Source organism: Mycolicibacterium chitae (genome assembly GCF_900637205.1).
Classification (GTDB): Bacteria; Actinomycetota; Actinomycetes; order Mycobacteriales; family Mycobacteriaceae; genus Mycobacterium; species Mycobacterium chitae.
Map to the genome: position 1 here is coordinate 4,074,218 of NZ_LR134355.1, position 25,255 is coordinate 4,099,472.

Below are 25,255 nucleotides of genomic sequence, written 5' to 3' on the forward strand. Positions count from 1 at the left end.
CTACCCCGCCAGATGAAAGTTGCCGGACTGGCCATAGATCGCCAGCGAGAGGAAGAGCACCACCAACACCGCGGTGATCAACGAGGTGCGGACGGCGCGACCGACCGCCTCCCCGACTCCCGCGGGCCCACCGGTCGCGGTGAACCCGTAGTAGGTGTGCACCAGCATGATCGCGACCGCCATTGCGATGGCCTGGAAGAACGACCAGATGATGTCGGTCGAGTTCAGGAACGTCTCGAAGTAGTGGTCGTACACGCCCGAGGACTGGCCGTAGACGACGATCGTGCCGAACCGCGCCGCCCAGAACGCCGACAGCACCGCGACGCAGTACAGCGGGATCACCACGATCACACCGGCCAGCACCCGACTCGAGGCGAGGTAGGCGATGGACCGCACCCCCATGACCTCGAGGGCATCGATCTCCTCGTTGATCCGCATGGCGCCCAGCTGCGCGGTGGCCCCGGCGCCGATGGTGGCGGCCAACCCGATCCCGGCGATCACCGGCCCGATCAGTCGGACATTGAAGTAGGCGGAGGCGAAGCCGGTGAGCGCCTCGACGCCGACGTCGGCGAACTGGTTGTAGCCCTGGACCGCGACCAAAGCACCCGTCGACAGGGTGAGGAAGCCGACGATCACCACGGTGCCACCGATGACGGCCAGAGCGCCGACGCCCAGGCTCATCTGGGCGATCAACCGGATGAGCTCCACCCGGTAGTGCAGCAGCACGTCCTTGATGGAACCCAGGGTGTAGAAGTAGAACCGCGCCTGCGTCCCGATCCGGGTCAGGCCGGCGACCCAACCACGAAAGCTGTTCTGCAAGCGCCCATACCGCTTGCTGGGAGTGGTGGCGGTCATAGCGTCGCCTTGATCCCCACCGCGGAGGCGATGATGTTGATGGCGAACAGCGCGACGAACGTGAACACGACGGTCTCGTTGACCGCGTTGCCCACACCCGCGGGCCCGCCACCGACGGAAATGCCCTTGTAGCAGGCGATCAGACCCGCGGCCAGACCGAACAGTGCGGCCTTGATCAGCGAGATCACCACGTCGGCGGCACCGGTGATGACCGTCAGGCCGCTGATGAACGCACCCGGCGTCACGTGCTGGACGAACACCGAGAAGGCGAAGCCACCCGTCAGACCCACCAGGATCACCACCGAAGACAGCAGGGTCGCCACCACCGTCGCGGCCAAAACCCTTGGCACCACCAGCGACTGGATCGGGTCGACACCCATCACCCGCAGCGCGTCCAGTTCCTCCCGGATGGTGCGCGCCCCGAGGTCGGCGCACATCGCCGTGGCGCCGGCCCCGGCGACCACCAGCACGGTCACCACCGGTCCGATCTGGGTGACGGTGCCGTAGGCGGCACCGGTGCCGGCGAAGTCGGCGGCGCCGAACTCGAGCAACAGGATGTTGAAGGTGAAGATCAGCAGCACGGTGAACGGGATCGCCAGCATCAGCGTGGGAACCAGCGACACGCGCGCGACGAACCAGGACTGCTCCAGGAACTCCCGCCAGGCGAACGGCCGCCGGAACATCGCCGCGAAGGTGTCCATCGCCATGGCGAAGAAACCGCCGAGCGCGGTGAACGGCTTGCCCGCCTTCGTCGACGAGATGCTCGCCAGGCCGTTGCTCCATCGCGAGGTCGAACCGGCAGCAGTTGCTTCGGTAGTGGTCACGAGAGTCCGATCGTCCCTGCGTGGGCGTACGCCCACCCGCGGCGCACACCGCTTTGTGAAAGATAATTCTGCACTGACCGAATCAACCTGACACCCTTTCCATCAAGCGCCCCGCGCCGCACCGCCGAAGTGGCTTCCGTCACAAGAGTGATTGACGATAGCATCGCATACTCGATTTTCGACCGTCAAGCTCCCGGCCTTGTTGCGGCCTCGTCAATACTCGGCCCGGGCTTCCAGCCCGGTCAATATTGCGCCTATGAACAGGCGATTGCGCTATTCAGAGGAGACCCCTCCGCGTAGCCGAGACCCGCCGCACGGGGCCGCGAAATCATCCGCGTTGTAAATAGGAATTCTAGATCGTCTGAATTGCGTCCGAAAAATGACGATTTTCGCGACGCGGTCCGCGCCGACGCCCGACAGGGACCACCTTGTTAGTTGTCCTTACGGACTTGGCATTGCCATCTCGATCCCCCGCCGGCACCGCCTCGAAACTCGCGGCCCGTCGCCTCACGGCACCAGAACGGCGCGTCCTTGAACCTTCCCGGACTCGAGCCGCTCAACCGCCTGCAACGCATCTACCAGCGCAAACCGCTCCACATCGATGGCGATGTGGCCCTCGCGCGCCAGCGCCACGCACGCCATCAGATCGGTCCTTGTGCCGCCGTAGGAGGTGCGGAACGTGGCACCCCAGGGCCAGCCGACACCGGTCCTCGGCTCCGCCGCTATCGGGGCCGTGCCGCCGGCGAGGCCCGCGGCCTGCACAACTCCGTAGGGCGCCACACAATGCGCCGCGGTGCACAACGAGGCGTCGTTGCCCACGAAATCGAAAACCGCGGCCGCGCCCAACCCGTCGGTCATGCCCAGAATCTCGGTGTGCGCGTCCGCACCGGCCGGCACCGCGTCGTGGGCGCCGTGCCGTCGCGCATCGACGAGCCTGTCCGGATCGATGTCGACCGCGATGATGCGCACCGCCGACGTCGCGCGCAGGATCTGGATGGCGCAGTGGCCCAGTCCGCCCACACCGATCACCACGGCTGCCGCCCCCGGCGTCAGCGCGGCCCGGCTGTGCCCGATCGCGTGGTACGCGGTCATCGCGGCGTCAGCGAGCGGCGCGGAAACCACCGGGTCGAGTCCGTCGATGCTCACCAGGAACCGTGCCGGCACCCGCATGAATTCGGCCATCCCGCCGTCGGGACCCAATCCCGGGGCCGGCGGTTGGGCCCGACGACCACCGCGCAGGCACGCGTTATCGGCACCGGCGACACAGTTGCGGCATCGTCCACAAGACCAGCAGAGGTGGACGACGGCCGAGTCGCCCTCGACCCAGTCACGCACGCCGGCGCCGACGGCGGCGACGGTGCCGGCCACCTCGTGCCCCAGCGTCACGGGCCGGGAGAAGATCCGGTCCGGGTTGTGCACCACGTGCAGATCGGAATGACACAGTCCGGCCGCGCTCACCCGCAGCAGAACATCGTCCGGCCCGATCTCCGGAATCGGGACCTCCACGATCCGAACCACCGTGGGCTCGACCAGCTGTACGGCACGCATCAGAAGTACTGCGCCCCACCGTCGACGCTGAGGTGCTCGGCGGTGATGTAGGACGACGCGTCGGACGCCAGGAACACCACCGCCTTCGAGATCTCCTCCGGCCCGGTGGAGTAGTCCGGCAGGAACGGCGTGCCCATCCCCATCAACGGCGGATTGCTCTCCCCGGCGGCGGTGAGTTGGGCGATCATGTCCCCGGACCCCATCGGTGTGTCGACCGCGCCCGGGTGAATGCTGTTGACCCGCACCCGATGTCGGCCGAGCTCCGCGGCGAACGCCCGGGTCATGCCCACCACCGCGTGCTTGCTGGTGGTGTAGGGCACCATGAACGGCTGCACCTTCTTGCCGGCGTAGGAACTGACCACGATGATCGAACCGCCGCCGCCGTCGACCAGGTGCGGCGCCGAGACCATGATGGTGTTCCACACCCCGGTGACGTTGATGTCCAGGCTGTCCCGGAACACCTCGGGCTTGGTCTGGTCCCAGGTGGCAGGCACGCAGATCGCGGCGTTGGCAACCACCACGTCGAGGCGGCCGAACTCGCCGACACCCCGGCCCACCGTGGCCCGCAGGCCGTCGAGGTCGCGAACATCGACCCGCTCGGCGAGCACCCGGCGGCCCTCCTTCTCGACCAGTCGCGCGGTTTCGTCGAGATCCTCGGGCGTCGGGGAATCGTAGGGCACGCCCGGCAGCGGACCGGCGATGTCCACCGCGATGATGTCCGCGCCGGCGCGCGACAGCGCCACGGCGTGCGTTCGGCCCTGGCCACGCGCAGCACCGGTGATGAAGGCGACTTTGCCGTCGAGTTCTCCGGCCATGGGTTGATGTCCTTCCTGAGGTCGACTGGGTTTACCGGGGGTTCAACTGAAGTCGAATGCGGCGTAGCCCGAATCCGCGATCTCGGCATGCTTGGCGGTGAGTCCGATCAGCCCGCCGTCGTAATGGCGGAAGGTGACCGCCTTCCCCGGGGTGTTCACGCCGTAGGTGTAGTCGAGGGCGGCCTGGGCGCCCAGCGTTCCCTGGTTCAGTTCGTAGACGTGCGCGGTCCACTCCGCCTCGGCCTCGGGGCGGGCCTCGACGCGGGTGCAACCGCGGCGCAACGCCTCCCCGATCACCTCGTTGACGAAGTCGCACTGGCGCTCCGAGATACGCGGCACGTTGCCGGCCGAACTGTGCGGCCCCACCACGAAGAACAGGTTCGGGAAGCCCGGGCTCGCCGCGCCGACCACGGTGTGCGGGCCCTCGGCCCAGTAATCCTTGAGCGTGCCCGCGGTGCCGGTGATCTCGATGCGGTCGAAGGCGCCGGTGATCGCGTCGAATCCGGTGGCGTAGACGATGATGTCGAACTCGCGTTCGCCGTCGGCGGTGGCGATGCCGCGCGGCGTGACACGCTCGATCGGCGTGTCCCGCATGTCGATCAACGAGACGTGCGGCAGGTTGAACACCTCGTAGTAGTCGGTCTCGAACGGCGGCCGCTTGACCCCGTAACCGTGGTCCGGAATGAGTTTGTCGGCGATCTTCTGATCGTGGACGCGGGCGCGGATCTTCGCCTCGAGGAACTTGGTGAACTCGGTGTTGTAGTCCTTGTCCGTCATCACCTCGACGTAGTTGCCGAGAAGCTTGGCGAATCCGGGTGCCTGCCAGAGGGTTTCCCAGTAGGCGGCGCGCTGCTCCGGGGTCTGCTCGGCCGGGTTGTCGGCGGAGAAGTTGTGCACGAAGCCGGCAAACGAACCCATCAGGCCGGTGTGCATCTGGTCGAAGTCGGCCCTGAGCTGTTGCTGCTCCTCGGCGGTGATCGGCCGATTGTTCAGCGGGGTGCACCAGTTGGGTGTGCGCTGATACACGGTCATGGATCCGACCTGTCCGGCGATCGCCGAGATGATCTGGACGCCACTGGATCCGGTACCGATGACGGCGACGCGCATCCCGGTGAAGTCGATGTCGTGCTTGGGCCACAGTCCCGTGTGATACGACTCGCCCTGGAAGTCCTCGATCCCTGGCACGGCGGGATACTGCGGGGCCGACAGGATCCCGATCGCCGTCACCACGAACCGCGAGCGGATGGTGCTGCCGTCCGAGAGCGTGGTGGACCACGTGCGGGCGGCCTCGTCCCACGTCATGGTCAGCACCCGCACCCCGAAGGTGATGTGGCGACGCAGGTCGAACCTGTCGACGACCGTGTTGAGGTAGTTCTCGATCTCGGGTTGGCCGGCGAAGTGTTCGGTCCAGTTCCACTCCCCGAGTAGTTCCTCGGAGAAGAAGTAGGCGTAGCTGTAACTTTCGGAATCGAAGCGGGCGCCCGGGTAGCGGTTCCAGTACCAGGTACCCCCGACCCCGTCGCCGGCCTCGACCGCCCGGTACGTGAGGTCGGTCTGGGCCAGCTTGTACAGCTGGTAGATGCCGGAGATTCCGGCACCGATCACGAGGACGTCGATCGGATCTGTCGCGTCGTTGAGGGGCTCGGTCGCCATATCGTGGTCCTTTACTGGATAGCGAGAACGTCGCGGATGAAGTCTGCGGTGGCCGAGATCGCCGAGTGTGCCTCGGGCAAGTCGCCCAACAGGATCTGGTGCACGTGCGGCATCCCGTCGTACACCTCGACGGTGGCCCGGCCGCCCGTCGCTCGGATGGCCTCGGCGACCCGGGTGGTGTCGTCGTGCAGGATCTCCTCGGTGCCGACCTGCAGGTACAGCGGCGGCAGTCCGGAAAGGTCGCCGTACACCGGCGACGCCAGCGGATCCGCCGGATCGTGGACGCCGAGGTAGTCGGCGGCGTTGGCGTCCAGCTGTTCCCGGGTCATCAAGGGATCCCGGCCGGCGCGCTCGGTCACCGACGGACTGCGCATGGTCAGGTCGGCCCACATCGACTGCATGGTTGCGGCCGCGGGCAGTTGGCCGCCGCGGCTCTTGACTGCCAGCAGGGCGGCCAGCGCCAGTCCACCCCCGGCCGAATCTCCGGAAATCACCACGTGTTCCGCACCATGGTCGGCGATCAACGCGGCCAGCGCGGCCACCGCGTCATCGACGGCCGCGGGAAACGGATGTTCGGGGGCCAGCCGGTAGTCCGCGACGAACACCGCCACCGCGGCCGCCGCGGCCAACTCGGCCGCCAAGGGGCCGTGGCTGCGGCTCGAGCCGAACCGGAAACCTCCCCCGTGCAGATGCAGGACCACCCCGCCGACGGTCCCGGCGGGCCGGAACCAGGCTCCCGGCACTCCCCCGATCACGTCCTGGCTCACCGTCACCGAGTTCGAGATACCCGCCCGCGCCATGCTGGCGTCGTAGCCCGATCGAATCTGATCGATCGTTGCGTCCGCGGCCGCAAAGGAATACGCCTGCGCCACAGCGTCGATCACGCGTTGTTCCGCCATCTCGACTCCCTACTCGGCCACCGCGGACGCGCTCACGCGCTGCCGGCCGGCGGTGCTCACGTGGTAGTCGTCCAGGTTGGGATGTCGCGTCATGGTCCAGTACTGCAGCACCGTCCACGGTGAGTTGGTGACGACGCGACCGGTCGAGTTCCGGTAGTAGCTGTCCACCCCCTCCTGGGCGAACACCATCTTGGCGTTGGCCTCGTCGAGGCGGCGGTTGTAGTCGGCGAAGACATCCTCGCGGCAGTCAACCGCGGTGATCCCGTCGGCCACCATCGCGGCGAGCAGCTCCACGACGTAACGGGCCTGCGCCTCAGCAAGATTGATGTAGCTGCCGCCCGGCGGATTCGTGTTCGGGCCGAACAGGTAGAACAGGTTGGGGTAACCCGGGGTGGTCAGCCCGAGGTACGCCCGTGCGTCGTCGTCGTGCCACTCGTCGCGCAGGCTGCGCCCGCCGCGTCCGACCACCTCGAGCGGGTACAGGTAGCGCTGCTGCTGGAACCCGGTGCACAGCACGATGATGTCGAGTTCCGTGCGCACACCGTCGGCGGTGACGATCCCACTCTCCTCGACCCGGTCGATCGGCTCGGTGACCAGGTCGACGTCACTGCGCACCAACGCGTCGAACCAGCCGTTGTCGAGCAGGATCCGGCGCCCGAAGGGCGGGAAGTCGGGGGTGGTGCGCGCTATCAGGTCGGGCCGGCCCGGCAGCTTCTGCTCGAGGTATCCGGTGTAGAACCGCCGGATCGCCTCGCTGTAGCCGTTGACCGAGTTCTTGCTGCGGTCCCACTCGGGGTCCACGACCAGGGCGGGGAACATCCCCTCGGTGTAGATCCAGTACAACCGGAACCGGTTCCATTCCCAGTACAGCGGGACGTTCGCCAGCAGCCAGTTCAGCTTGTCCGAAACCGGCTGGAAGTAAATGTCATTCGGCACGATCCAGTGCGGGGAGCGCTGGAAGATCGCCAGATGTTCGGTGGCCTCGACGGTCGCCGCGACCACCTGCATCGCGCTGGCGCCGGCGCCGATGACCCCGACGCGGCGCCCGGTGAGGTCCAGCCCCTCCGGCCACGCGGCAGAGTGCACCACCTCGCCGGCGAAGGTGTCCAGTCCGGCGATGTCGGGATACTTCGGGCGGTTGTGCAGGCCCACCGCGGTGATCACGGCGCCGGCCGTCACCTCCCGGGTCTTGCCATCGGCGACGACGGTCAGGCGCCACCGCTGCGCGGCGTCGTCCCAGTGGGCGGCGGTCACGTCGTGACCGAATCGGATCGAGTCGCGGATCCCGAGTTCGTCCGCGGTGGCGATCATGTAGTCCGCGATCTCGTCGCGCCGGCTGAAGTGCTCAGACCACGGCTTGGTGGCGAACGAGAAGGAGTACAGGCTACTCGGCACATCCACCCGGGCACCGGGATAGCGGTTCTCCCACCATGTTCCGCCCACCTCGTCGTTCTTCTCGTACACGGTGTAGGCAATCCCGGCGGCCTTGAGCGCACGGGCCATCACGATGCCCGAGACGCCGGCGCCGATGACGGCGACGTCCAGCCGGTCTTCGTGCTGCACCGGGTCCGGCGTGAACGGCCGCAACCCGATCTGCTCGGCGATCATCGGCGAATACGCCTCCGAAACCCGCTGCCCCATGGCCGCACTCATCAGGCGGGCGAGCAGGCCATCGTCGGGGTTCGGCAGTTGCACCGCGGCCCCCGCCGACCAGCGCTGGATCGCCTCGCCGGCGGCCGCGCGGACCTCGCGCTGCTTTTCCTCGGCGAGCCCGCCGGTGGGATCGTCGACGAAGCCGACCGGGCGACCGACCCGGAATTCCTCGGAGATCCAGCGCTCGTCGCCGGTCAGCTGCACCAGGATCGGTAGCAGCGTGGGAATACTGGCTTCCTGCAACGCCTCGCGAAGCACCCCCGCGTCGAAAGCGGACTGGGGCTGGGTGGCCTTCACGGTGGATTCCTTTCGTCACGGGCGGCGACACCGGTCGCCCTCACACATGCCGTCTGGCTAGAACAGAACTTAACACCAGAAGGCAGATTCACAAAGGGGTCGGGCTAAATCCGTTATATAAGGGCTTTTCGGATGCTATCGCCACCAAATAAGCGCCATAGAAACGTAAGGATGATTCACGCTGTACTGACAAGCCCGCCGGCTCAGCCGAGCACGATGGCTCCGAGGACACTCGCCAGCGCCGCCCGGGCGGCCGGGGCGGTCCGCAGGCGATCGGTCTGGGTGATGTCGGACGCGACGCCGGTGGCGGTGCGGGCCCGCGCCCGCGCCTCGAACACCGACATCTTGGGGCGAACCCGCTGCAGCGCCCCCACCCACTCGTCGATGTGGCCGCGATGCGCCAGCAACAGGGTGGCCCGTTGCTGCTCGGGCAGGGCCGTGAGTTCCTCGTCGAAAATGCGAAACATCCTGCGGTGCGGGCCCATCGCAAGATCGATGTAGTTGCCGATCAGCGCCTCGACCGCGGCCGCGTCGGTCGCCACGCCGGCCAGCAGATGCGTCGTCACGTAGTTCACACCCTCGATCCCCCGGTCGAGGATCGCGTAGAGCAGGCTGGCCTTGCTGTCGAAGTACTGGTAGATGGTCGCGATCGCGGTATCCGAGGCGGCGGCGATGTCCTCGATACTGACCTCGACGAATCCGCGATCGTTGAACAGGGTGGTCGTGGTCTCGATGATGCGTTCACGTCGTCCGAGCGGCAAGTAATTCGACGGCAACGCCGAATCGTCCCCGCCGCCGGCAGGCAGTGGACATGCCGCGACGGCGGCCGCCATCCGGGTCAGGACGCTCAGCGCCCGCTGGCGGCCGCCCACCGAATCCACCACGCGGCCGAACCGGTGCGTATGCGCGAAGGTGGACAGCAGCGCCCAGCTGAGCAAGTCGATCTGGGAGTCGTCCAAATCGCCTCGGACACCGCGCAACACCGTGCCGGTGTGTTGACCGAGCAACCGCGCGCGGCGCCGGAACTCGAGTTGCGCCTGCGCGTCCAGGCGACGACGCTCCCGACGCCAGAGCATGATCTCGTTGCGGTCGAGCGCCAGCCGAGCAAGATCGCCGACGAACTGGTCGAGCCGCTGCTGTGGCGTACCGTCGCGATCAGCGGCCCGTTCGGCAACCTCCAGGCACACCGTGATCTGGTCCAGCACCACCCGCGTCAGGAGCTCCTGCTTGCTGCGGAAGTGCCGGTACAGCGCGGGTCCGCGCAGGCCGACCGCTTGCGCGATGTCGTCCATGCTCACCTGATGGAAGCCGCGCTCCTGGAACAGCGCGCCGGCCGTCTCGACAATCTGCAGCTTGCGGGGCGAATCGGGCCGTGCCGCGACCGTTGCCGTCTGGGTCACCTGGCCACTGTCCTCACCTCGGATTCGATGCACTGCCGCGCGCAGGCACCTCGATAGGTTACCGCAGCAGCCACCACAAATAGAAGCCCGAATAACACTCGGCGCCCCTCCGGACTCCCGCACAACCTCGTTCTCTGGCGCTATATCAGCAGATACATGCCCCAAGCCGGTTGACTACACCATCCGGTGAAGTATTCTTCTGGGTGAAATTGTGAATCGCATCGGGCATCCGACGGGCCAGCGCAGCCCGCTTTCGAAAGGACGTGGCGAGATGCACGACGGCAGCCCCCAGGAGCAGCACTGGGGTATCGACCTGCACGCCCTGGATCAAGTGGTGTCCGAAGCGTTGCGGTCCGTCGGTCTGCAGCGAGAACTGCTCGGCGGCGGGCTGTCTCAGACCACCCTCCGCTACACCGGCGACCTGCCGGCGTGGGGCGGTTCGGTGATTGTGCGTATACCACCCCTACACGGCCCCCTCGAGCCCTACAGCGCAGCGGGCGAGGCCGCGCTGGCCCAATGGCTGGTGCAACAAGGCATTCCGACGCCACGCGTGATCGCCTCCGCTGCGCATGAGCCCCGCATCGGTCGTGGCTACCTGATCTCCGAGATGATCGACGGCTATGTCGTCGGCGACGGCGCCCCCGGGCTCGATACCGCGACCAAGGCCGCGATGGCCGAGGCCTACGTGAACCAGCTGGTGTCCCTGCACCGGCTGGCCGACACCCCGCGGCCGCCGGAGGCCCTCGACTGGGCACCGACCAAGACCGCCGCCGGGGTGGTCGAGCGCTGGACGCGGTCGCTGGCCGAAACCAGCTTGGTGCTGCCCGACTTTCACACCTTCCTGACCGACTGGCTGGTGCGGAGGATGCCCTCGACAGATGCGGCGCCGACGGTGGTCCATGGCGATTACCGACTGGGCAACGTCATGTGGTCCGATCCGAACACCATTGCCGCAGTGCTGGACTGGGAGGAGGCCGGGGCCGGAGACCCGTACTTCGACCTGGGCTGGACGCTGATGGGCACCGTGGCGCCCGAGGACCTCATGATGGGAGTGCTCCGGCGCGACGAGTTCCTGCGCCAGTACGCGGAGAAGACGGGCACCGCCATCGACGAGGAACGTCTCATCTGGTGGGAGGTCGCCGCGGGGTGGTCCCGACTGTGCATGGAGGCCAAGGCCATCGCGTTGCTGACGAGTGGTCATTACAGCGACGTGCGCCCGCTGCTGTCGAGCTATATCAACCGGCGGCTTTCGATCGTTCTACTGGAGAAGGTCCGTGCCTTCGAGGGCAGCGGCCAGCCCGTCGCGACCATCACCACCGTGACCACCTAGGAAAGAACACGATTCATGGACTACATCAGCATGTCCGACGCGCTGGACACCATCGTGCGCACGCTGGAAACCGATGTGATGGACCGCGTCGAGGATCCCTACGCCCGCGGACAACTGTGGGCCTCGACCGGGATCCTGGCCAACGTCGCGGTCGAGTTGCGGGCCGGCGCCGATCCGAACCCGGCGCCCTCGACACCGGTCACCCCGGACGCCGAGGCGGCCGCAGAACTGCTGGACCGGGTTCGGCGCGACGTTGCCCAACAGGTGTCGCTGCATTACCGGAAGGCCGCCAGCGGGGCCTGAAAGCGTCGGGCGCGGCGCGGGTTACGCGCGCTGCGCCGCCCGAACCCCCTGCAGGCGGGGAATGTAGTCGTGCCACTGCACCTCGCCGTAGCCGGACCGACCGTTCCATTCGCAGTCGAACAGGCCCATCACCAGGTAGATGTTCTGGCCACCGTCGATCTCGGCCGAACCCCGGGCGCGGCCGGTGATCTCGTAGTCCGCACCGTTCTCGTCGACGATCAGGTATCGGAACCCGACGATGCGTAGGCCCTGCCGCTCGTAGCTCACCTTGGCTTCGCGCAGCGCCAGCAGTTGCCCGTCCCGCAGCAGATACCCGTGCGAGACCGTCGGCTCACTGTCCGGTGTCTCCCCGGTGTGGGCCAGCAGCGTCAACTCCTGGCCGAAGTGCACCATGTCGAAGGTGCCGATGGTGTGCCCGACCTCGGCGCGGGGGCTCCAGGAGTGATCGCGCTGCGCCACGCAGTCCACCTCGTGGGTCACGCCGTCGATGGTGACGCTGCCACGCGCCGTCATCGTCTGATCGATGTGCCCGGAGGGCTCACTGCCCGTCCTGTTCTCCGGTGCGCCGCGGCTCGGGCCGCGATGGAACGCCACGAAACCCTCTGGGCCGTCCGGGATCTTGGTGACCGCCAGGTCCGCGGGCGCCATCAGGGCCTCGAACTCCAGGTCCGCGGTCATCCGACCGCAGGCCGAGCGGTAGGTCAGGTCGTAGGCGCGCGGAGCCGAGCGGGCTTTGACCGCCACGCCCGATTCCAGGGCGAAGTCCGAGAGCCGGGCGGCACCGATGGGGCTGTTGTACTGCATGTCGCACATCTCCATGTCCAGCACGGAATCGCAGAACTGCGAGAACGCATACACTTTCGTCGTCGCGACGCCGGTGTTGAGCCGAAAGCCCATCCAGAAGTGCAGCCGGATGGAATCGGTGGTCACCGCGGAGAACCAGTGCGTCTCGAGCCAGCGGGTGTCCCGGTAGGAGGGCCTCGCGAAATCAGCGTAACTGCGGCTCACCGCACACTTCCCTTCTGCAGTTCGGTCGTCTGCGGTTGCTCGCGATAGCGCTTGACGAGCTCGTTCTTCATCAGCTTGCCGTTGGTGTTGCGCGGCAACATGTCGACGACATCGACGGAGCGCGGGCACTTGAACTTGGCCAGCCGCGACCGGCTGAACTCGATCAGTTCGCGTTCGATCCCCTCGGGGTCGACCCCGGCGCGCAACTCCACGATCGCCTTCACCGCCTCCCCCATGTCCTCGTCGGGTACGCCGATGACGGCCACGTCGGCGACGGCGGGGTGAGCGGCCAGCACGTCTTCGACCTCTCGGGGATAGATGTTGACGCCGCCGGCGACGATGGTGAAACCGACCCGGTCGGTGAGGTAGAGGTAGCCGTCCTCGTCGACGTATCCGATATCCCCGTTGGTGCTCATGGTGCCGTCGGCGCTCTGGGCCTCCCGGGTCTTCTCCGGGTCGTTCAGATACTGAAAGTTCGTGGCGCCCTTGATCCAGACGACGCCGGGCTCACCGGCGGGCAATCGCGCACCGTCCGGCCCGAGGATGATCAGCTCGCCGACCAACGGTTTGCCCACCGTGCCGGGACGCTGCAGCCATTCGTGCGAGTCGCAGATGACGCTGCCGTTGGCTTCGGTGGAGCCGTAGTACTCGAACAGGATGGGGCCCAGCCAGTCGATCATGGCGCGCTTCACCGAGGGCGGGCAGGGCGCCGCGCCGTGTGCGATGGCTTCCAGCGACGATAGGTCGTACTTGTCCCGGATCTCCTGCGGCAGTTGCAGAATGCGGGACAGCATGGTCGGGACGACGAGGGTGTTGGTCACCTTGTGTTCGTCCACCAGCTGCAGGAAGCGCACGGCGTCGAACTTCTGCATGATCACGCAGGTGCCGCCGCAACGCAGCGATTCCGCTGTGGCACTTTGGGGCCCGGAGTGATATAGCGGCGCGGGCTGCAGGAACACCATGTCCGGGCGGGTCCGGTACACCTTGGGCACCAACTGGAAGATCGGCAGCGGGTCGGCGGGATCTAGGTCGAGGCGCGGCCGCAGAACACCTTTGGGCTTTCCGGTCGTGCCCGACGAGTACAGCAACGCCAGACCCAGCCGCTCGTCGTCGACGGCAACCGTGGGATAGGAATCGACGACCGCCGCGTAGTCCTCGAATCCGTCGAGATCGTCGGGCTTGTCGACCATGAGCCATCGCTGCACGCCCGCGCAGCGGGCCGGCAACTCCCGCGCGACGTCGAGGACCGCCCGCGTGGTGACGACCACCCGCGCCTCGCTGTCGTTGACGATGTAGGCCGCCTCGTCCGCGGTGAGGTGGAAGTTGATCAGGGTGTAGTACAGGCCGGTTCGCTCGCCGGCACCCTGAGCGACGACGTTGGCCAGGCAGTTCTCCATCATGTACGCCACCCCTTCCCCGGGGCGCAGACCCAGGTCGCGGTAGAAGTGCGCGAGCTGGTTGGCCTTCGCCTCGAAGTCCGCGTAGGTGAGACTCTCGCCGGTCTCGGCCATCACCAGGGCAACTCGGTCTGGGTACTGCCGGGCTCGGTCACCGGGGTACATCGCAACGCCTCCTCAAGCCCGATGCAAATCGCACTTACAGTGAATGTCGGCACAGTCCTAGCTGTTTAGCTGGAACTATAACGATAAGCGTGAAGTGCTGTTATATCGGTAGTTATATCCCTGTCACTCCCGCTGCGTCAACAGCCAGCTGATCCCTTCCGGCGCGATGAACCGCCGTTCATCAGCGAGAACCTGCGGCAGGACATCGTCGGCCAGCATCCGCCCCACCATGGCCTCGGCATCCGCGTAGCGCTCGAAGGTCAACTCCGTGACGGCGGCGAGGTCGGCCACCCGATCGCCGCGCGCCACCGTCAGCCGGTGCACCAACGGGTCTCCCTCGACGGCGTAATGCCGCCGGTACGCCTTGGGGCGCCCGCCGACGAGTCGGCCGATGAGTTCGATGTGTTTGTTCTCGTAGTAATCGACGAACTCCGCGCGCGACAGCTCTGGACGCTTGCGGATAAACATGAGGAACGTGACCATGGGTACAGACATGTAGACAGAATAGTGATTCACGCTGACCGCCACCGCCGGAGCCACAACATCGACCGCATCTGAGCCTCGCAGACGGTACTCGACTGCAATTTCCCTGTTTACACGGACATCGAGCTGCCACGCACCGACCAGAAGCTTCGCCCAAAAGGATCTGAAAGACCACATCTGGGTGATATCTTGATTCACAGAAGCGGCACGCGTTGCACGGGAAAGGATTTCGCGGGTATGACAGCACCGGACCTGTTCTCACCGGCCACGGTCGGAAACCGAGCGATCGAGAATCGGATCTGGTTCGCGCCCTGCACACGGCACCGGGCGACCATCGACGAGATCCCCACGCCGCTGATGGCCCAGTACTACGCCCAGCGGGCCGGTGCCGGCGTCATCGTCACCGAAGGCGTCAACCCCTCGCCGCGCGGGCGCGGCTACGACTTCGTCCCCGCGATCTACACCGACGAACACGAGGCCGGGTGGCGGCCGGTCACCGACGCGGTCCACCAGCGCGGCGGCACGATCTTCATGCAGCTCATGCACGTGGGCCGGCTCTCGTTCGAGGAGTACCAACCGGCGGGCGCGAAGCCGGTGGCACCGTCGGCCATCCAGCCCGACCCCGACTTTCGCGGCTACACCTGGACCTGCCCGCGCCCGAAGCGCGCCTTCGGGCAACCCCGCGCATTGACCACGGCCGAAATTCACGAGGAGATCGAGTGGCACGCACAGGCCGCGGTGCGTGCCGTGCGCGCGGGGATGGACGGCATCGAATTGCACGCCGCGAGCGGCTACCTCGTCAACCAGTTCCTCGCGTCGAGCGTGAACCACCGCACGGACTCCTACGGCGGCTCGGTAGCCAACCGGGTTCGGTTCCTGCTGGAGGTGGTCGACGCCATCGTTGCGGCCATCGGCGCACACCGCACCGCAGTGAAGCTGTCCCCCACCTTTTATTTCAACGACGTTCGCGACGACGACTGGGTTGCCACCTTCAGCCACGCCGCGCGGGAGTTGAGTTCCCGGGGCCTGGCGTTCCTGGAGGTGTCCGATTATGGGGAGTACTACTCCTATCAATCGGAGACTCGCGCCGTCGGGTTGATGCGCGAGCATTACGACGGCTTCCTCGTCGCCAACGGCGGCTATTCGCGCGGCACCGGCGCGGACGCCGTGGCCGCCGGCCATGCGGACGCGATCTCGTATGGCGCGCTGTTCATCGCCAATCCGGACCTGCCCGAGCGGTTCCGGCACGGCGCACCGCTGACCGCCCCGGACCCGACGACCTTCTACGGTCCGCCGACCGCGCAGGGCTACACGGACTATCCGACCTGGGACCCGCGGGCGGCGGTCGGCGCAGACGCCGATTCGGCGAATCTCGCCGCCGACCCCTCGACGTTCATCCCGCAGGCCGACCAACGCGGGTCGTGACCGCCCGCCGCGCCCACACATCCGGGTCACTCGCAGAATCATTATTTACTATCGGCGCCGCGAAGGACTTGGCAGACCGTGCTGCGAGGCCTCCGACCGACCGCCGACTTCCGGACTATTTACGCAGCTCAACGATGTATCTTCAGGGCGTCTACCGGGCGGCACAAACCCGCCTTCACACGGCAACCTTGACGGCATGATCGGTTCTATGTGATGCTATCGGCAATCACTAATGTGAGCAGGGTCATTTCCACCGAAGCAGCGTGGCGCGTACTCCAGGAGGATCTGAAATGGCGATCACCGAGCAAACAACCACCGCCCAGCCCGGCGGCTCCGACGCGGGAACCGCACAGCCCCCGGCGTTTCCGTTCAAGCGGACCTGTCCGTTCGCACCCGCGGCGGAGTACGCCGAGGTGGACGGGGTCACCGAGGTGTTGTTCAAGAACGTTCCGGCCTGGCTGGTCACCGATCACCAGAACGTGAAGGCCGTGCTGGCGGACCGCGCGGCAAGCGTGCAGAACATCCCAGACCCGTCGCGCGGCGACTCCGGAGATCAGGCCATGCCCGGCTTCTTCCTGGCGATGGATCCCCCGGAGCAGACTCGTCTGCGCAAGATGCTCGCCCGCGAGTTCACTCCGCGTCGCATGGAGGCCATGCGGCCGACGGTGGAGCGGATCGCCAACAACCTCATCGACGCGATGCTCGAGAAGCCCGGCACCGGCGACATCGTCGAGGACATCGCGCTTCCGTTGCCCTCGCTGGTGATCTGCGAACTCCTCGGTGTGCCCTACGACAAGCACGACTGGTTCCAGGTGGAGACCCGCAAGGTGCTGGATTCCGACGCCGCTCCGGAGGAAGTGAACGGCGCGATCATGGCGGTCATGCAGTACCTCGGCGAGCTCACGGCCAGCAAGCTGGAGAACCCCGGCGACGACCTGATCAGCCTGCTGGTCAACCACGTTCGCAGCGGCGACCTCGAACTGAACGAGGTGGCCGGCATGGCCACGCTGCTGCTGATGGCCGGCCACGAGACCACGGGCAACATGATCTCGCTGGGCATGTTCACCCTCCTCGAGCATCCCGATCAGCTCGAACAGATCCGGCAGGATCCCACGCTGCTGCCCGGCGCGGTCGAAGAACTGCTGCGCTTCGACGACATCATCGGCAACCTGCCACGGACGATTACCGCCGACGTGGAGATCGGTGGTCACACGTTCAAGGAGGGCGACATCGTCATGGTGGCCATGGATGCGGCCAACCGTGACCCGAAGGTCTTCGACGATCCCAATACCTTGAACATCCGCCGAGATGCGCGCAGCCACATCGCATTCGGATACGGCATCCACGTCTGCCTCGGCGCTCCCCTGGCGCGCGTCGAGTTGCAGGTCGTGATCAACGCGCTGCTGCAGCGGATCCCGACCCTCAAGGTTGCGGTGCCCGCCGAGGAGGTCGAGCTCAAGAACGACGCTCGGATCTTCGGACTCAAGGCGCTCCCCGTCACCTGGTGAACATCGAGGAATACGCATGACCGGGGTCGATTGTCTGCCTCAGCCGAGCACCGTTCGGCTAGTGATGCGCGAGTACGAGGCCGACGTGACGGTGGCCGAGAAGACCACCGTCGCCGACGGTGTCGCCTCCTTGCTGCTGCGCGAGGTCGGCGGCCACCCGCTGCCCGAATGGGAGCCCGGCGCGCACATCGACCTGGTCATGCCCTCGGGCCTGGTGCGCCAGTACTCGTTGTGTGGGGATCCCGCGGATCGCGGGTCCTGGCGCATCGCGGTGCTCCGCGAACCCGAGGGACAGTCGCGCGGCGGTTCGATCTATGTGCACGACTCGATCGAGCCGGGGACGACGCTGCGTATCCGCGGCCCGCGCAACCACTTTCGGCTGGCGCCCGCCGCCAACTATGTGTTTGTCGCCGGCGGCATCGGCATCACCCCGATCCTCGCGATGGTGGCAGAAGCCGAAGCTGCCGGGGCAAGCTGGCGGATTGTCTACGGCGGCCGCAGCATCCACTCGATGGCTTTTCTCGACGAGCTGTCCACCCACGGCGACCGGGTCGACATCTGGCCGCAGGATCAGCGCGGCCTCATCGATCTCGACGCCACCGTCGGATCGGCGCAGCCCGACACCCTCGTGTATTGCTGCGGACCGACCGGCCTGCTGAAGGCCGTCGAGCAGCATTGCGCCAGTTGGCCGCTCGATGCCCTGCGGGTGGAACGGTTCACCAGCAGTATCGGTGAGGTCGAACACCTGGAGAACCGGCCCATCGAGGTCGAGCTGGCGCAGCAGGGCATGACGGTGACGGTGCCTGCCGACCGATCGGTACTCGAGGCCCTCGAGGAGCAGGGCCTCCCCGTGATGTCCTCGTGCCGGTCGGGTATGTGCGGCACCTGCGAGACCCCGGTCCTCAGCGGCATTCCCGAGCACCGCGACGACGTCCTCACCCATGAGGAACGGGAATCCAACGAATACATGATGATCTGCGTGTCCCGCTGCCGCGGCGACAAGCTCGTCCTCGACATCTGAATCGCGCTTCACCCCACGCTTGGCCGGCGAGGGTCCGCCCAACTCCCCCACGGGCCGGACCCCGCCGGCCTCCTTTCCCGGCGGCACGCTCGCCACCGTCGCAGTGACGCCCATCACGTTATTTAACTAGAATCAAAACTAACGTTAATGGAGCAAATACCTGTATATTGACAGTACTGCGACAAATAACATCCAAATTTGAGTTTCACAATGGGACCGCAGGACCGTCGCGGGTGGGGTCCGGTACAGCCCGGAAAGGCGTCAGCACATGCGAATCGGCACCGTCCTCGACTTCGGCCGACCGATGTCGGTCGTGGGCGATGAGATCGCCGCCTGGGAACAGGTCGGCCTGGCGTCGGTGACCCTGGGCGAGGCCTACACCCTCGACGCCCCAACTCAACTCGCCTATCTGGCGGCCCGCACCGACTCCGTCGAACTGGCCACCGGCGTCCTCCCCCTGGACACCCGGACCCCCACGCTCATCGCGACCACCGCGGCCGGCCTGGACTATGTGTCGGCCGGACGCGCCCGGCTCGGCCTCGGGCCGTCCGGCCCCCAGGTGGTCGAGGGCTTCCACGGGCTGCCGTTCGGCGACGTCCCCGGCAAGACCCGGGAGACCATCGAGATCTGCCGGTCCGTCTGGCGCCGGGAGACCCTGCAGCACGACGGGCGCCACTACCAGATCCCACTGGATCCGAGCCGCGGCACCGGGCTCGGAAAGCCGCTGAAGCTCATCAATCGCCCGGTGCGAGACCGTATTCCGGTGTCGATCGCCTCCCTCGGCCCGCGCATGGTGGAACTGACCGCCGAGATCGCCGAGGGCTGGGAGCCCATCTTCTTCTACCCGGAGAAGGTCCAGGATGTCTGGGGCGAGGCCCTGGCCAAGGGCAACGCCAAGCGCTCGGCCGATCTCGGCCCGCTCGAGATCATCGCCCGCGCCCCGCTGGCCGTCGTCGACGGTGACGCCTCGGCCTGGATCGATGCCGCCAAGCCGCAACTGGCGCTGTACGTCGGCGGGATGGGCTCGCGCGAGCAGAACTTCTACAACCGACTGGTCGCGGCGTACGGATTCGAAAAGGAAGCGGCCACCATCCAGGACCACTTCCTGTCCGGCCGCCACGCCGAGGCCGCGGCCGCGGTGCCGGACGAGCTGGTCCACGCGACCGCCCTCATCGGCGACGTCGACCACCTCCGGCAACGCCTTGCCGTCCTGCGGGACGCGGGAGTCACGTTGGTGAACGTCACTCCCATGGCAACAGACCCCACCGAACGCCTGGAAGCCGTGAAAACGGTTGCCGCACTGAGTAAGGAGCTATCGTGAGTCACCTGGCTGATCCCAGCGTCATCAACGTCGAGGAGTTGCGCGACGCGTTGGCCGCCGCCAACGTCCCATGCCTCATCGGGGTGCTCTATCAGCTGACAGGCGATTCCAAGTGGCTCGACGAGCCCTACCGGATTGCCCCCACCCTCGGCTTCGAAGACCTCGACGACGGCGGCCTGCCGGCCGAGCGCGCGACCGAGGTCCGCGAGGCGGCGTTCGCCGCGGTCCAGGACTGGGCCGCCGGGACGCCGATCGCGCACCGCTGCCCCGACGGCGAAGAACTGGTCAAGCTGATGTCGGCGGTGATGGGCGAGCCGATCTCCGAGAAGTACACGGCACTCGCCGGCGAGCAGCTCGGATTCTCGCCCTTCGTTCCCGCCGATGTGAGCGAACGTTGCACACAGACCGGGTTCTCGGTCGTCGTCGTGGGAGCCGGCTTTTCCGGCCTCGCGGCCGCGGTCCACCTGAAGCGGGCCGGTATCCCCTTCCGGGTGCTGGAGCGCAACGACCACATCGGCGGAACCTGGTACGAGGCACGGTATCCCGGCGCTCGAGTGGATGTCCCGAACAACCTCTACTCCTACTCGTTCTTCCACCACGACTGGCGGGAGAACTTCGCCCAGGCCGACGAGATCCGGCAGTACATCGACCGCGTGGTCGCACACTTCGACCTCGGACCCCACATCGAGACCGGCGTCGTCGTCGAGGGTGCCGAATGGGACGCCGAGGCCTGCGAATGGGTCATCACGACCAATTCGGCCGCCGGGACCGAGACCGTGCGTACCGCGGCGTTGATCACCGCAGCCGGCCTGCACAACACCCCGAACATCCCCAATTTTCCCGGCCTGTCCGAGTTCTCCGGCCAGGTGGTCCATTCGGCTCGTTGGACACCGGACGTCGACTACCGGGGGAAGCGGGTCGCCGTCATCGGCGCGGGCGCCAGCGCCATGCAGGTGGTCTGCAAGATCGTCGACGACGTCGAGCACATGACCGTCGTGCAGCCGGAACCGCACTGGATCACCCCCAACGAGCAGTACTTCCGGGAGCAGCCCGCCAGCCGGCACTGGCTGTTCCGGCACGTGCCCTTCTACCGCGCGTGGTTTCGGTTCCGGCTGTACTGGGTCTACACCGAGCGCAACTTCCCCGCGCTGCGCGTGGACCCCAAGGCGGCCGAGAAGGGCAAGCAGATCAGCTCCCTCAACGATGCCTACCGGCGGCACTTCACGGCCTATCTGCGCGCCCAGTTGGACGGCCGCGACGACCTCATCGAGAAGTGCACACCCAGCTACCCCCCATTCGGCAAGCGGTTGCTCATGGACAACGGCTGGTTCGCGACGCTACGGAAGCCGAACGTGACTCTCGTCGCGGAGGGCGTCGATCACCTGACCGAGAACACCCTGGTGTCCACCTCCGGTGACGAGCACGAGATCGACGTGCTGATCCTGTGCACCGGCTTCCAACAGCAGCGCTACCTCTACCCCATGGAGCTGCGCGGACGCGACGGCATCGAACTGCGCGACTCCTGGAGCGACGACAACGCCCGGGCCTACCTGGGGCTGTCCGCCCCGCAGTTCCCCAACCTGTTCTTCCTGTTCGGTCCCAACACCAACCCGCCCGGTGGCAGTTGGCTGACCATCGCCGAGGCACAGGTGCGTTATGTCGTCGACCTGCTGACGCGGATGGTCCGCGACGATATCGCCGCGGTCGAATGTCGGCCGGAGCCGTTCGAGGACTACAACACCGAAGTCGACGCCAACAACAACGCCATGGTGTACGCGATCGACGGCGTGCAGAACTACTACCGCAACAGCGCAGGGCGGGTGGTCACGAACTCGCCGTGGGCCGTACCCGACTACTTCGCGCTCACCTCGGAGCCGAATCTGGCCGACTACACCGTGGTCCACCGCGGCACCGAAAAGTCTTGAGCAGTAGCCACTATCGACAAGGAATGACACATGTCTGAAGAAGCCTTCATCTACGAGGCCATTCGCACACCGCGCGGCAAGCAGCGGGGCGGGGCACTCAACGAAATCAAGCCCATCAGCCTGGTCACCGGCCTGATCGACGAGATGCGCTCGCGCTATCCGGATCTGGACGAGACGCTGATCAGCGACGTCATCCTCGGCGTGGTCTCCCCGGTCGGGGATCAGGGTGCGGTGCTCGCGCGCACGGCGGTGCTGGCCTCGGGCATGCCCGAGACCACCGGCGGTGTGCAGCTCAACCGGTTCTGCGCCTCGGGTCTGGAAGCGGTCAACATGGCCGCCCAGAAGGTGCGCTCGGGCTGGGACGACCTGGTCTACGCCGGTGGCGTGGAGTCGATGAGCCGCGTGCCGATGGGCTCCGACGGCGGCGCCTGGTCGAACGATCCCGATACGGCCTATGAGGTCAGCTTTGTGCCCCAGGGCATCGGCGCGGACCTGATCGCCACCATCGAGGGCTTCTCGCGTGAGGACGTCGACGCCTACGCCGCGCGTTCGCAGCAGCGCGCGGCCGCAGCGTGGTCGGGCGGCTACTTCGCCAAGTCGGTGGTCCCGGTGCGTGATCAGAACGGTCTGATCGTGCTGGACCAGGACGAGCACATGCGCCCCGGTTCCACCGTGGAGAGCCTGGGCAAGCTCAAGCCCGCCTTCGACACGATCGGAGCCATGGGCGGTTTCGATGATCTCGCTTTGCAGCACTACCACTCCGTGGAGAAGATCAACCACGTCCACCACGGCGGTAACTCGTCGGGGATCGTCGACGGTGCCGCGCTGGTATTGATCGGTAGCGAAAGTGCGGGGAAGGCCCAAAACCTGACCCCGCGGGCGCGCGTGGTGGCCACCGCGACCAGTGGTGCCGATCCGGTGATCATGTTGACCGGTCCGACCCCGGCGACCCAGAAGGTGTTGGATCGCGCTGGGTTGACCGTCGATGACATCGATCTGTTCGAGCTCAACGAGGCGTTCGCGTCGGTGGTGTTGAAGTTCCAGAAGGATCTGAACATCCCGGACGAGAAGCTCAACGTCAACGGTGGCGCCATCGCGATGGGTCACCCGCTGGGCGCCACCGGCGCCATGATCACCGGAACCATGGTCGACGAGCTCGAGCGTCGCGGCGCTCGGCGTGCGCTGATCACGCTGTGTGTCGGCGGCGGTATGGGTGTGGCCACCATCATCGAGCGCGTCTAGAGAACGAGAGCCTGAGAAAATGACAGCTGAGAACACTATTGCGTGGGACAAGGATGCCGACGGCATCGTCACGTTGACGTTGGATGATCCGACCGGATCGGCCAACGTGATGAACGAGCACTACAAGGAATCGATGCACAACACCGTGCAACGCCTTGTGGCCGAAAAAGATTCGATCACCGGTGTGGTCATCACCAGCGCGAAGAAGACCTTCTTCGCCGGCGGCGACCTCAAGGACCTCATCGCGGTCGACAAGGACAAGGCCGCGGAGTTCTTCGCCGACGTCGAGGCGACGAAGGCCGACCTGCGGACCCTCGAGACGGCCGGCATCCCCGTGGTCGCCGCCATCAACGGCGCTGCCCTCGGCGGCGGCCTGGAGATCGCGCTGGCCTGTCATCACCGCATCGCCGCCGACGTGCGCGGCTCGGTGATCGGCCTGCCCGAGGTCACCCTGGGCCTGCTGCCCGGCGGTGGCGGCGTGGCCCGCACGGTCCGGATGTTCGGCATCCAGAAGGCGTTCACCGAGATCCTGAGCCAGGGCACCCGGTTCAACCCCACCAAGGCGCTCGAGATCGGACTGATCGACGAGTTGGTGGGCTCGGTGGACGAACTCGTTCCGGCCGCCAAGGCGTGGATCCAGCAAGAGCTCGACGCCAACCCGGAGGGTGCCGCCGTGCAGCCGTGGGATGCCAAGGGCTACAAGATGCCCGGCGGCACCCCCGCCACTCCGGCGCTGGCCGCGATCCTGCCGTCGTTCCCGGCGCTGCTCAAGAAGCAGGCCAAGGGATCCCCGACCCCCGCGCCGCGCGCCATCCTCAACGCCGCGGTCGAGGGCGCCCAGGTCGACTTCGACACCGCCAGCCGCATCGAGAGCCGCTACTTCACGTCGTTGGTGACCGGCCAGACCGCCAAGAACATGATCCAGGCGTTCTTCTTCGACGTGCAGGCCATCAACGGCGGCGCGTCGCGCCCCGACGGCATCGCCAAGCAGGACATCAAGAAGATCGGCGTGCTCGGTGCGGGCATGATGGGCGCCGGTATCGCCTACGTGTCGGCCAAGGCCGGCTACGACGTTGTGCTCAAGGACGTCAGCCTCGAGGCAGCCCAGAAGGGCAAGGCCTACTCGGAGGGCCTGGAAGCCAAGGCGCTCAAGCGTGGCAAAACCACCGAGGAGAAGTCTGCGGCGTTGCTGGCCAAGATCACCCCGACCGCCGATGCCGCGGACCTCAAGGGCGTCGACTTCGTCATCGAGGCGGTCTTCGAGAACACCGAACTCAAGCACAAGGTGTTCGGTGAGATCGAGGACATCGTCGAACCCAACGCCATCCTCGGCTCGAACACCTCCAGCCTGCCGATCACGGGCTTGGCCACCGGCGTCAAGCGCCAGGAGGACTTCATCGGGATCCACTTCTTCTCCCCCGTCGACAAGATGCCCCTCGTCGAGATCATCAAGGGCGAAAAGACTTCCGACGAGGCGCTGGCCCGGGTGTTCGACTACACCCTGGCCATCAAGAAGACCCCGATCGTCGTCAACGACAGCCGCGGCTTCTTCACCAGCCGGGTGATCACCACGTTCCTCAACGAGGCGATGGCGATGCTCGGCGAGGGCGTCGATCCCGTCAGCATCGAGCAGGCCGGCGGCCAGGCTGGCTACCCCGCGCCCCCGTTGCAGCTGCTCGACGAGCTCAACCTGGAACTGCTGCAGAAGGTTTCCGACGAGAACCGCAAGGCCGCCGAGGCCGCGGGTACCGAGTATCGGCCGCATCCCGGGGACGCCATCGTCGACAAGATGATCGAGATCGGTCGTCCGTCGCGACTCAAGGGTGCGGGCTTCTACTCCTACGTCGACGGCAAGCGCGTCGGCCTGTGGCCCGGGCTGAAGGAGACCTTCAACTCAGGAAGCTCGGATATCCCGCTGCAGGACATGATCGACCGGATGCTCTTCGCCGAGGCCCTCGAGACCCAGAAGTGCCTCGACGAGGGCGTGCTGACCTCGACCGCCGACGCGAACATCGGCTCCATCATGGGCATCGGCTTCCCGCCGTACACCGGTGGTAGCGCGCAGTTCATCGTCGGCTATCAGGGCGAGCTCGGCGTCGGCAAGGAAGCCTTCGTCGCCCGCGCCAAGCAACTGGCCGAGCGTTACGGCGACCGCTTCGCCCCGCCGGAATCGCTGGTGTAAC

General features: G+C 66.6%; 20 protein-coding genes. 9 read left to right on the forward strand and 11 right to left on the reverse strand.

Features of this window, described 5'->3' with window-relative positions:
• The 8 genes from EL338_RS19540 to EL338_RS19575 all read right to left on the reverse strand — a co-directional run bounded on the left by EL338_RS19540 (position 1) and on the right by EL338_RS19575 (position 9,944).
• Positions 1–855, reverse strand: a complete 855-nt coding sequence (locus EL338_RS19540) for an ABC transporter permease (RefSeq protein ID WP_126335264.1) — start codon at positions 853–855, stop codon at positions 1–3.
• Positions 852–1,562 (reverse strand): MlaE family ABC transporter permease, encoded by a 711-nt coding sequence (locus tag EL338_RS19545; RefSeq protein ID WP_126336972.1) that lies wholly within the window; start codon positions 1,560–1,562, stop codon positions 852–854. Before EL338_RS19545 ends, EL338_RS19540 begins: the two co-directional genes overlap by 4 nt.
• 624 nt (positions 1,563–2,186) lie before the next feature.
• Positions 2,187–3,227 (reverse strand): NAD(P)-dependent alcohol dehydrogenase, encoded by a 1,041-nt coding sequence (locus EL338_RS19550; RefSeq protein ID WP_126335265.1) that lies wholly within the window; start codon positions 3,225–3,227, stop codon positions 2,187–2,189.
• Positions 3,227–4,042, reverse strand: coding sequence for a mycofactocin-coupled SDR family oxidoreductase (locus EL338_RS19555; protein WP_126335266.1), 816 nt, complete (start codon positions 4,040–4,042; stop codon positions 3,227–3,229). The genes EL338_RS19550 and EL338_RS19555 overlap by 1 nt, the downstream gene beginning before the upstream one ends.
• A gap of 42 nt (positions 4,043–4,084) precedes the next feature.
• Entirely contained in the window at positions 4,085–5,695 is a 1,611-nt protein-coding gene (locus EL338_RS19560) for a flavin-containing monooxygenase (RefSeq protein WP_126335267.1), read from the reverse strand.
• 11 nt (positions 5,696–5,706) lie between these two features.
• Complete coding sequence (locus EL338_RS19565) at positions 5,707–6,594, reverse strand: alpha/beta hydrolase fold domain-containing protein (protein ID WP_126335268.1); 888 nt, start codon at positions 6,592–6,594, stop codon at positions 5,707–5,709.
• Positions 6,595–6,603: 9 nt separating this feature from the next.
• Complete coding sequence (locus tag EL338_RS19570) at positions 6,604–8,544, reverse strand: flavin-containing monooxygenase (RefSeq protein WP_126335269.1); 1,941 nt, start codon at positions 8,542–8,544, stop codon at positions 6,604–6,606.
• Positions 8,545–8,747: 203 nt separating this feature from the next.
• The gene (locus tag EL338_RS19575) at positions 8,748–9,944 is read right to left on the reverse strand and encodes a TetR/AcrR family transcriptional regulator (RefSeq protein ID WP_163791853.1); all 1,197 of its coding nucleotides are present in this window, start codon (positions 9,942–9,944) and stop codon (positions 8,748–8,750) included.
• Between the two features lie 271 nt (positions 9,945–10,215).
• On the opposite strand from EL338_RS19575, the gene EL338_RS19580 reads away from it, so the two are divergent.
• Together EL338_RS19580 and EL338_RS19585 are read left to right on the forward strand one after the other, a co-directional pair.
• The gene (locus tag EL338_RS19580; protein ID WP_126335271.1) at positions 10,216–11,274 is read left to right on the forward strand and encodes a phosphotransferase family protein; all 1,059 of its coding nucleotides are present in this window, start codon (positions 10,216–10,218) and stop codon (positions 11,272–11,274) included.
• Positions 11,275–11,289: 15 nt separating this feature from the next.
• Positions 11,290–11,577, forward strand: a complete 288-nt coding sequence (locus EL338_RS19585; protein ID WP_126335272.1) for a hypothetical protein — start codon at positions 11,290–11,292, stop codon at positions 11,575–11,577.
• Positions 11,578–11,598: 21 nt separating this feature from the next.
• Here the strand turns inward: EL338_RS19585 and EL338_RS19590 are convergent, their stop codons facing one another.
• The 3 genes from EL338_RS19590 to EL338_RS19600 all read right to left on the reverse strand — a co-directional run bounded on the left by EL338_RS19590 (position 11,599) and on the right by EL338_RS19600 (position 14,642).
• Positions 11,599–12,585: a DUF7064 domain-containing protein gene (locus EL338_RS19590; protein WP_126335273.1), complete on the reverse strand. Its 987-nt coding sequence runs from the start codon at positions 12,583–12,585 to the stop codon at positions 11,599–11,601.
• Positions 12,582–14,147, reverse strand: a complete 1,566-nt coding sequence (locus tag EL338_RS19595) for an AMP-binding protein (protein WP_126335274.1) — start codon at positions 14,145–14,147, stop codon at positions 12,582–12,584. The genes EL338_RS19590 and EL338_RS19595 overlap by 4 nt, the downstream gene beginning before the upstream one ends.
• Positions 14,148–14,270: 123 nt before the next feature.
• Positions 14,271–14,642 carry an EthD domain-containing protein gene (locus tag EL338_RS19600; protein ID WP_163791855.1) on the reverse strand — a complete coding sequence of 124 codons (372 nt, stop codon included), beginning with the start codon at positions 14,640–14,642 and terminating at the stop codon, positions 14,271–14,273.
• Between the two features lie 225 nt (positions 14,643–14,867).
• Between EL338_RS19600 and EL338_RS19605 the strand changes: the two genes are divergently transcribed.
• From EL338_RS19605 to EL338_RS19635, 7 genes are all read left to right on the forward strand, one after another.
• Entirely contained in the window at positions 14,868–16,055 is a 1,188-nt protein-coding gene (locus tag EL338_RS19605) for an alkene reductase (protein ID WP_126335276.1), read from the forward strand.
• Between the two features lie 290 nt (positions 16,056–16,345).
• Positions 16,346–17,563: a cytochrome P450 gene (locus EL338_RS19610; RefSeq protein WP_126335277.1), complete on the forward strand. Its 1,218-nt coding sequence runs from the start codon at positions 16,346–16,348 to the stop codon at positions 17,561–17,563.
• 64 nt (positions 17,564–17,627) lie between these two features.
• Positions 17,628–18,584 (forward strand): PDR/VanB family oxidoreductase, encoded by a 957-nt coding sequence (locus EL338_RS19615; RefSeq protein WP_308213139.1) that lies wholly within the window; start codon positions 17,628–17,630, stop codon positions 18,582–18,584.
• A gap of 268 nt (positions 18,585–18,852) precedes the next feature.
• Complete coding sequence (locus EL338_RS19620) at positions 18,853–19,905, forward strand: LLM class F420-dependent oxidoreductase (RefSeq protein ID WP_126335279.1); 1,053 nt, start codon at positions 18,853–18,855, stop codon at positions 19,903–19,905.
• Entirely contained in the window at positions 19,902–21,830 is a 1,929-nt protein-coding gene (locus tag EL338_RS19625; protein WP_126335280.1) for a flavin-containing monooxygenase, read from the forward strand. Before EL338_RS19620 ends, EL338_RS19625 begins: the two co-directional genes overlap by 4 nt.
• A 30-nt stretch (positions 21,831–21,860) precedes the next feature.
• On the forward strand, positions 21,861–23,072 hold the full coding sequence (locus tag EL338_RS19630) for an acetyl-CoA C-acetyltransferase (RefSeq protein ID WP_126335281.1): 1,212 nt from the start codon (positions 21,861–21,863) through the stop codon (positions 23,070–23,072).
• A 19-nt stretch (positions 23,073–23,091) separates the two neighbouring features.
• Entirely contained in the window at positions 23,092–25,254 is a 2,163-nt protein-coding gene (locus EL338_RS19635) for a 3-hydroxyacyl-CoA dehydrogenase NAD-binding domain-containing protein (protein WP_126335282.1), read from the forward strand.
• The last annotated feature ends 1 nt before the right edge of the window (position 25,255 follow it).

Coding starts and splice junctions, on each gene's coding strand:
- EL338_RS19540 (WP_126335264.1), bottom strand. CDS start 855: ATGACCGCCACCACTCCCAGCAAGCGGTATGGGCGCTTGCAGAACAGC.
- EL338_RS19545 (WP_126336972.1), bottom strand. CDS start 1,562: ATGGCGATGGACACCTTCGCGGCGATGTTCCGGCGGCCGTTCGCCTGG.
- EL338_RS19550 (WP_126335265.1), bottom strand. CDS start 3,227: ATGCGTGCCGTACAGCTGGTCGAGCCCACGGTGGTTCGGATCGTGGAG.
- EL338_RS19555 (WP_126335266.1), bottom strand. CDS start 4,042: ATGGCCGGAGAACTCGACGGCAAAGTCGCCTTCATCACCGGTGCTGCG.
- EL338_RS19560 (WP_126335267.1), bottom strand. CDS start 5,695: ATGGCGACCGAGCCCCTCAACGACGCGACAGATCCGATCGACGTCCTC.
- EL338_RS19565 (WP_126335268.1), bottom strand. CDS start 6,594: ATGGCGGAACAACGCGTGATCGACGCTGTGGCGCAGGCGTATTCCTTT.
- EL338_RS19580 (WP_126335271.1), top strand. CDS start 10,216: ATGCACGACGGCAGCCCCCAGGAGCAGCACTGGGGTATCGACCTGCAC.
- EL338_RS19585 (WP_126335272.1), top strand. CDS start 11,290: ATGGACTACATCAGCATGTCCGACGCGCTGGACACCATCGTGCGCACG.
- EL338_RS19595 (WP_126335274.1), bottom strand. CDS start 14,147: ATGTACCCCGGTGACCGAGCCCGGCAGTACCCAGACCGAGTTGCCCTG.
- EL338_RS19600 (WP_163791855.1), bottom strand. CDS start 14,642: ATGTCTGTACCCATGGTCACGTTCCTCATGTTTATCCGCAAGCGTCCA.
- EL338_RS19605 (WP_126335276.1), top strand. CDS start 14,868: ATGACAGCACCGGACCTGTTCTCACCGGCCACGGTCGGAAACCGAGCG.
- EL338_RS19610 (WP_126335277.1), top strand. CDS start 16,346: ATGGCGATCACCGAGCAAACAACCACCGCCCAGCCCGGCGGCTCCGAC.
- EL338_RS19615 (WP_308213139.1), top strand. CDS start 17,628: ATGCGCGAGTACGAGGCCGACGTGACGGTGGCCGAGAAGACCACCGTC.
- EL338_RS19620 (WP_126335279.1), top strand. CDS start 18,853: ATGCGAATCGGCACCGTCCTCGACTTCGGCCGACCGATGTCGGTCGTG.
- EL338_RS19630 (WP_126335281.1), top strand. CDS start 21,861: ATGTCTGAAGAAGCCTTCATCTACGAGGCCATTCGCACACCGCGCGGC.
- EL338_RS19635 (WP_126335282.1), top strand. CDS start 23,092: ATGACAGCTGAGAACACTATTGCGTGGGACAAGGATGCCGACGGCATC.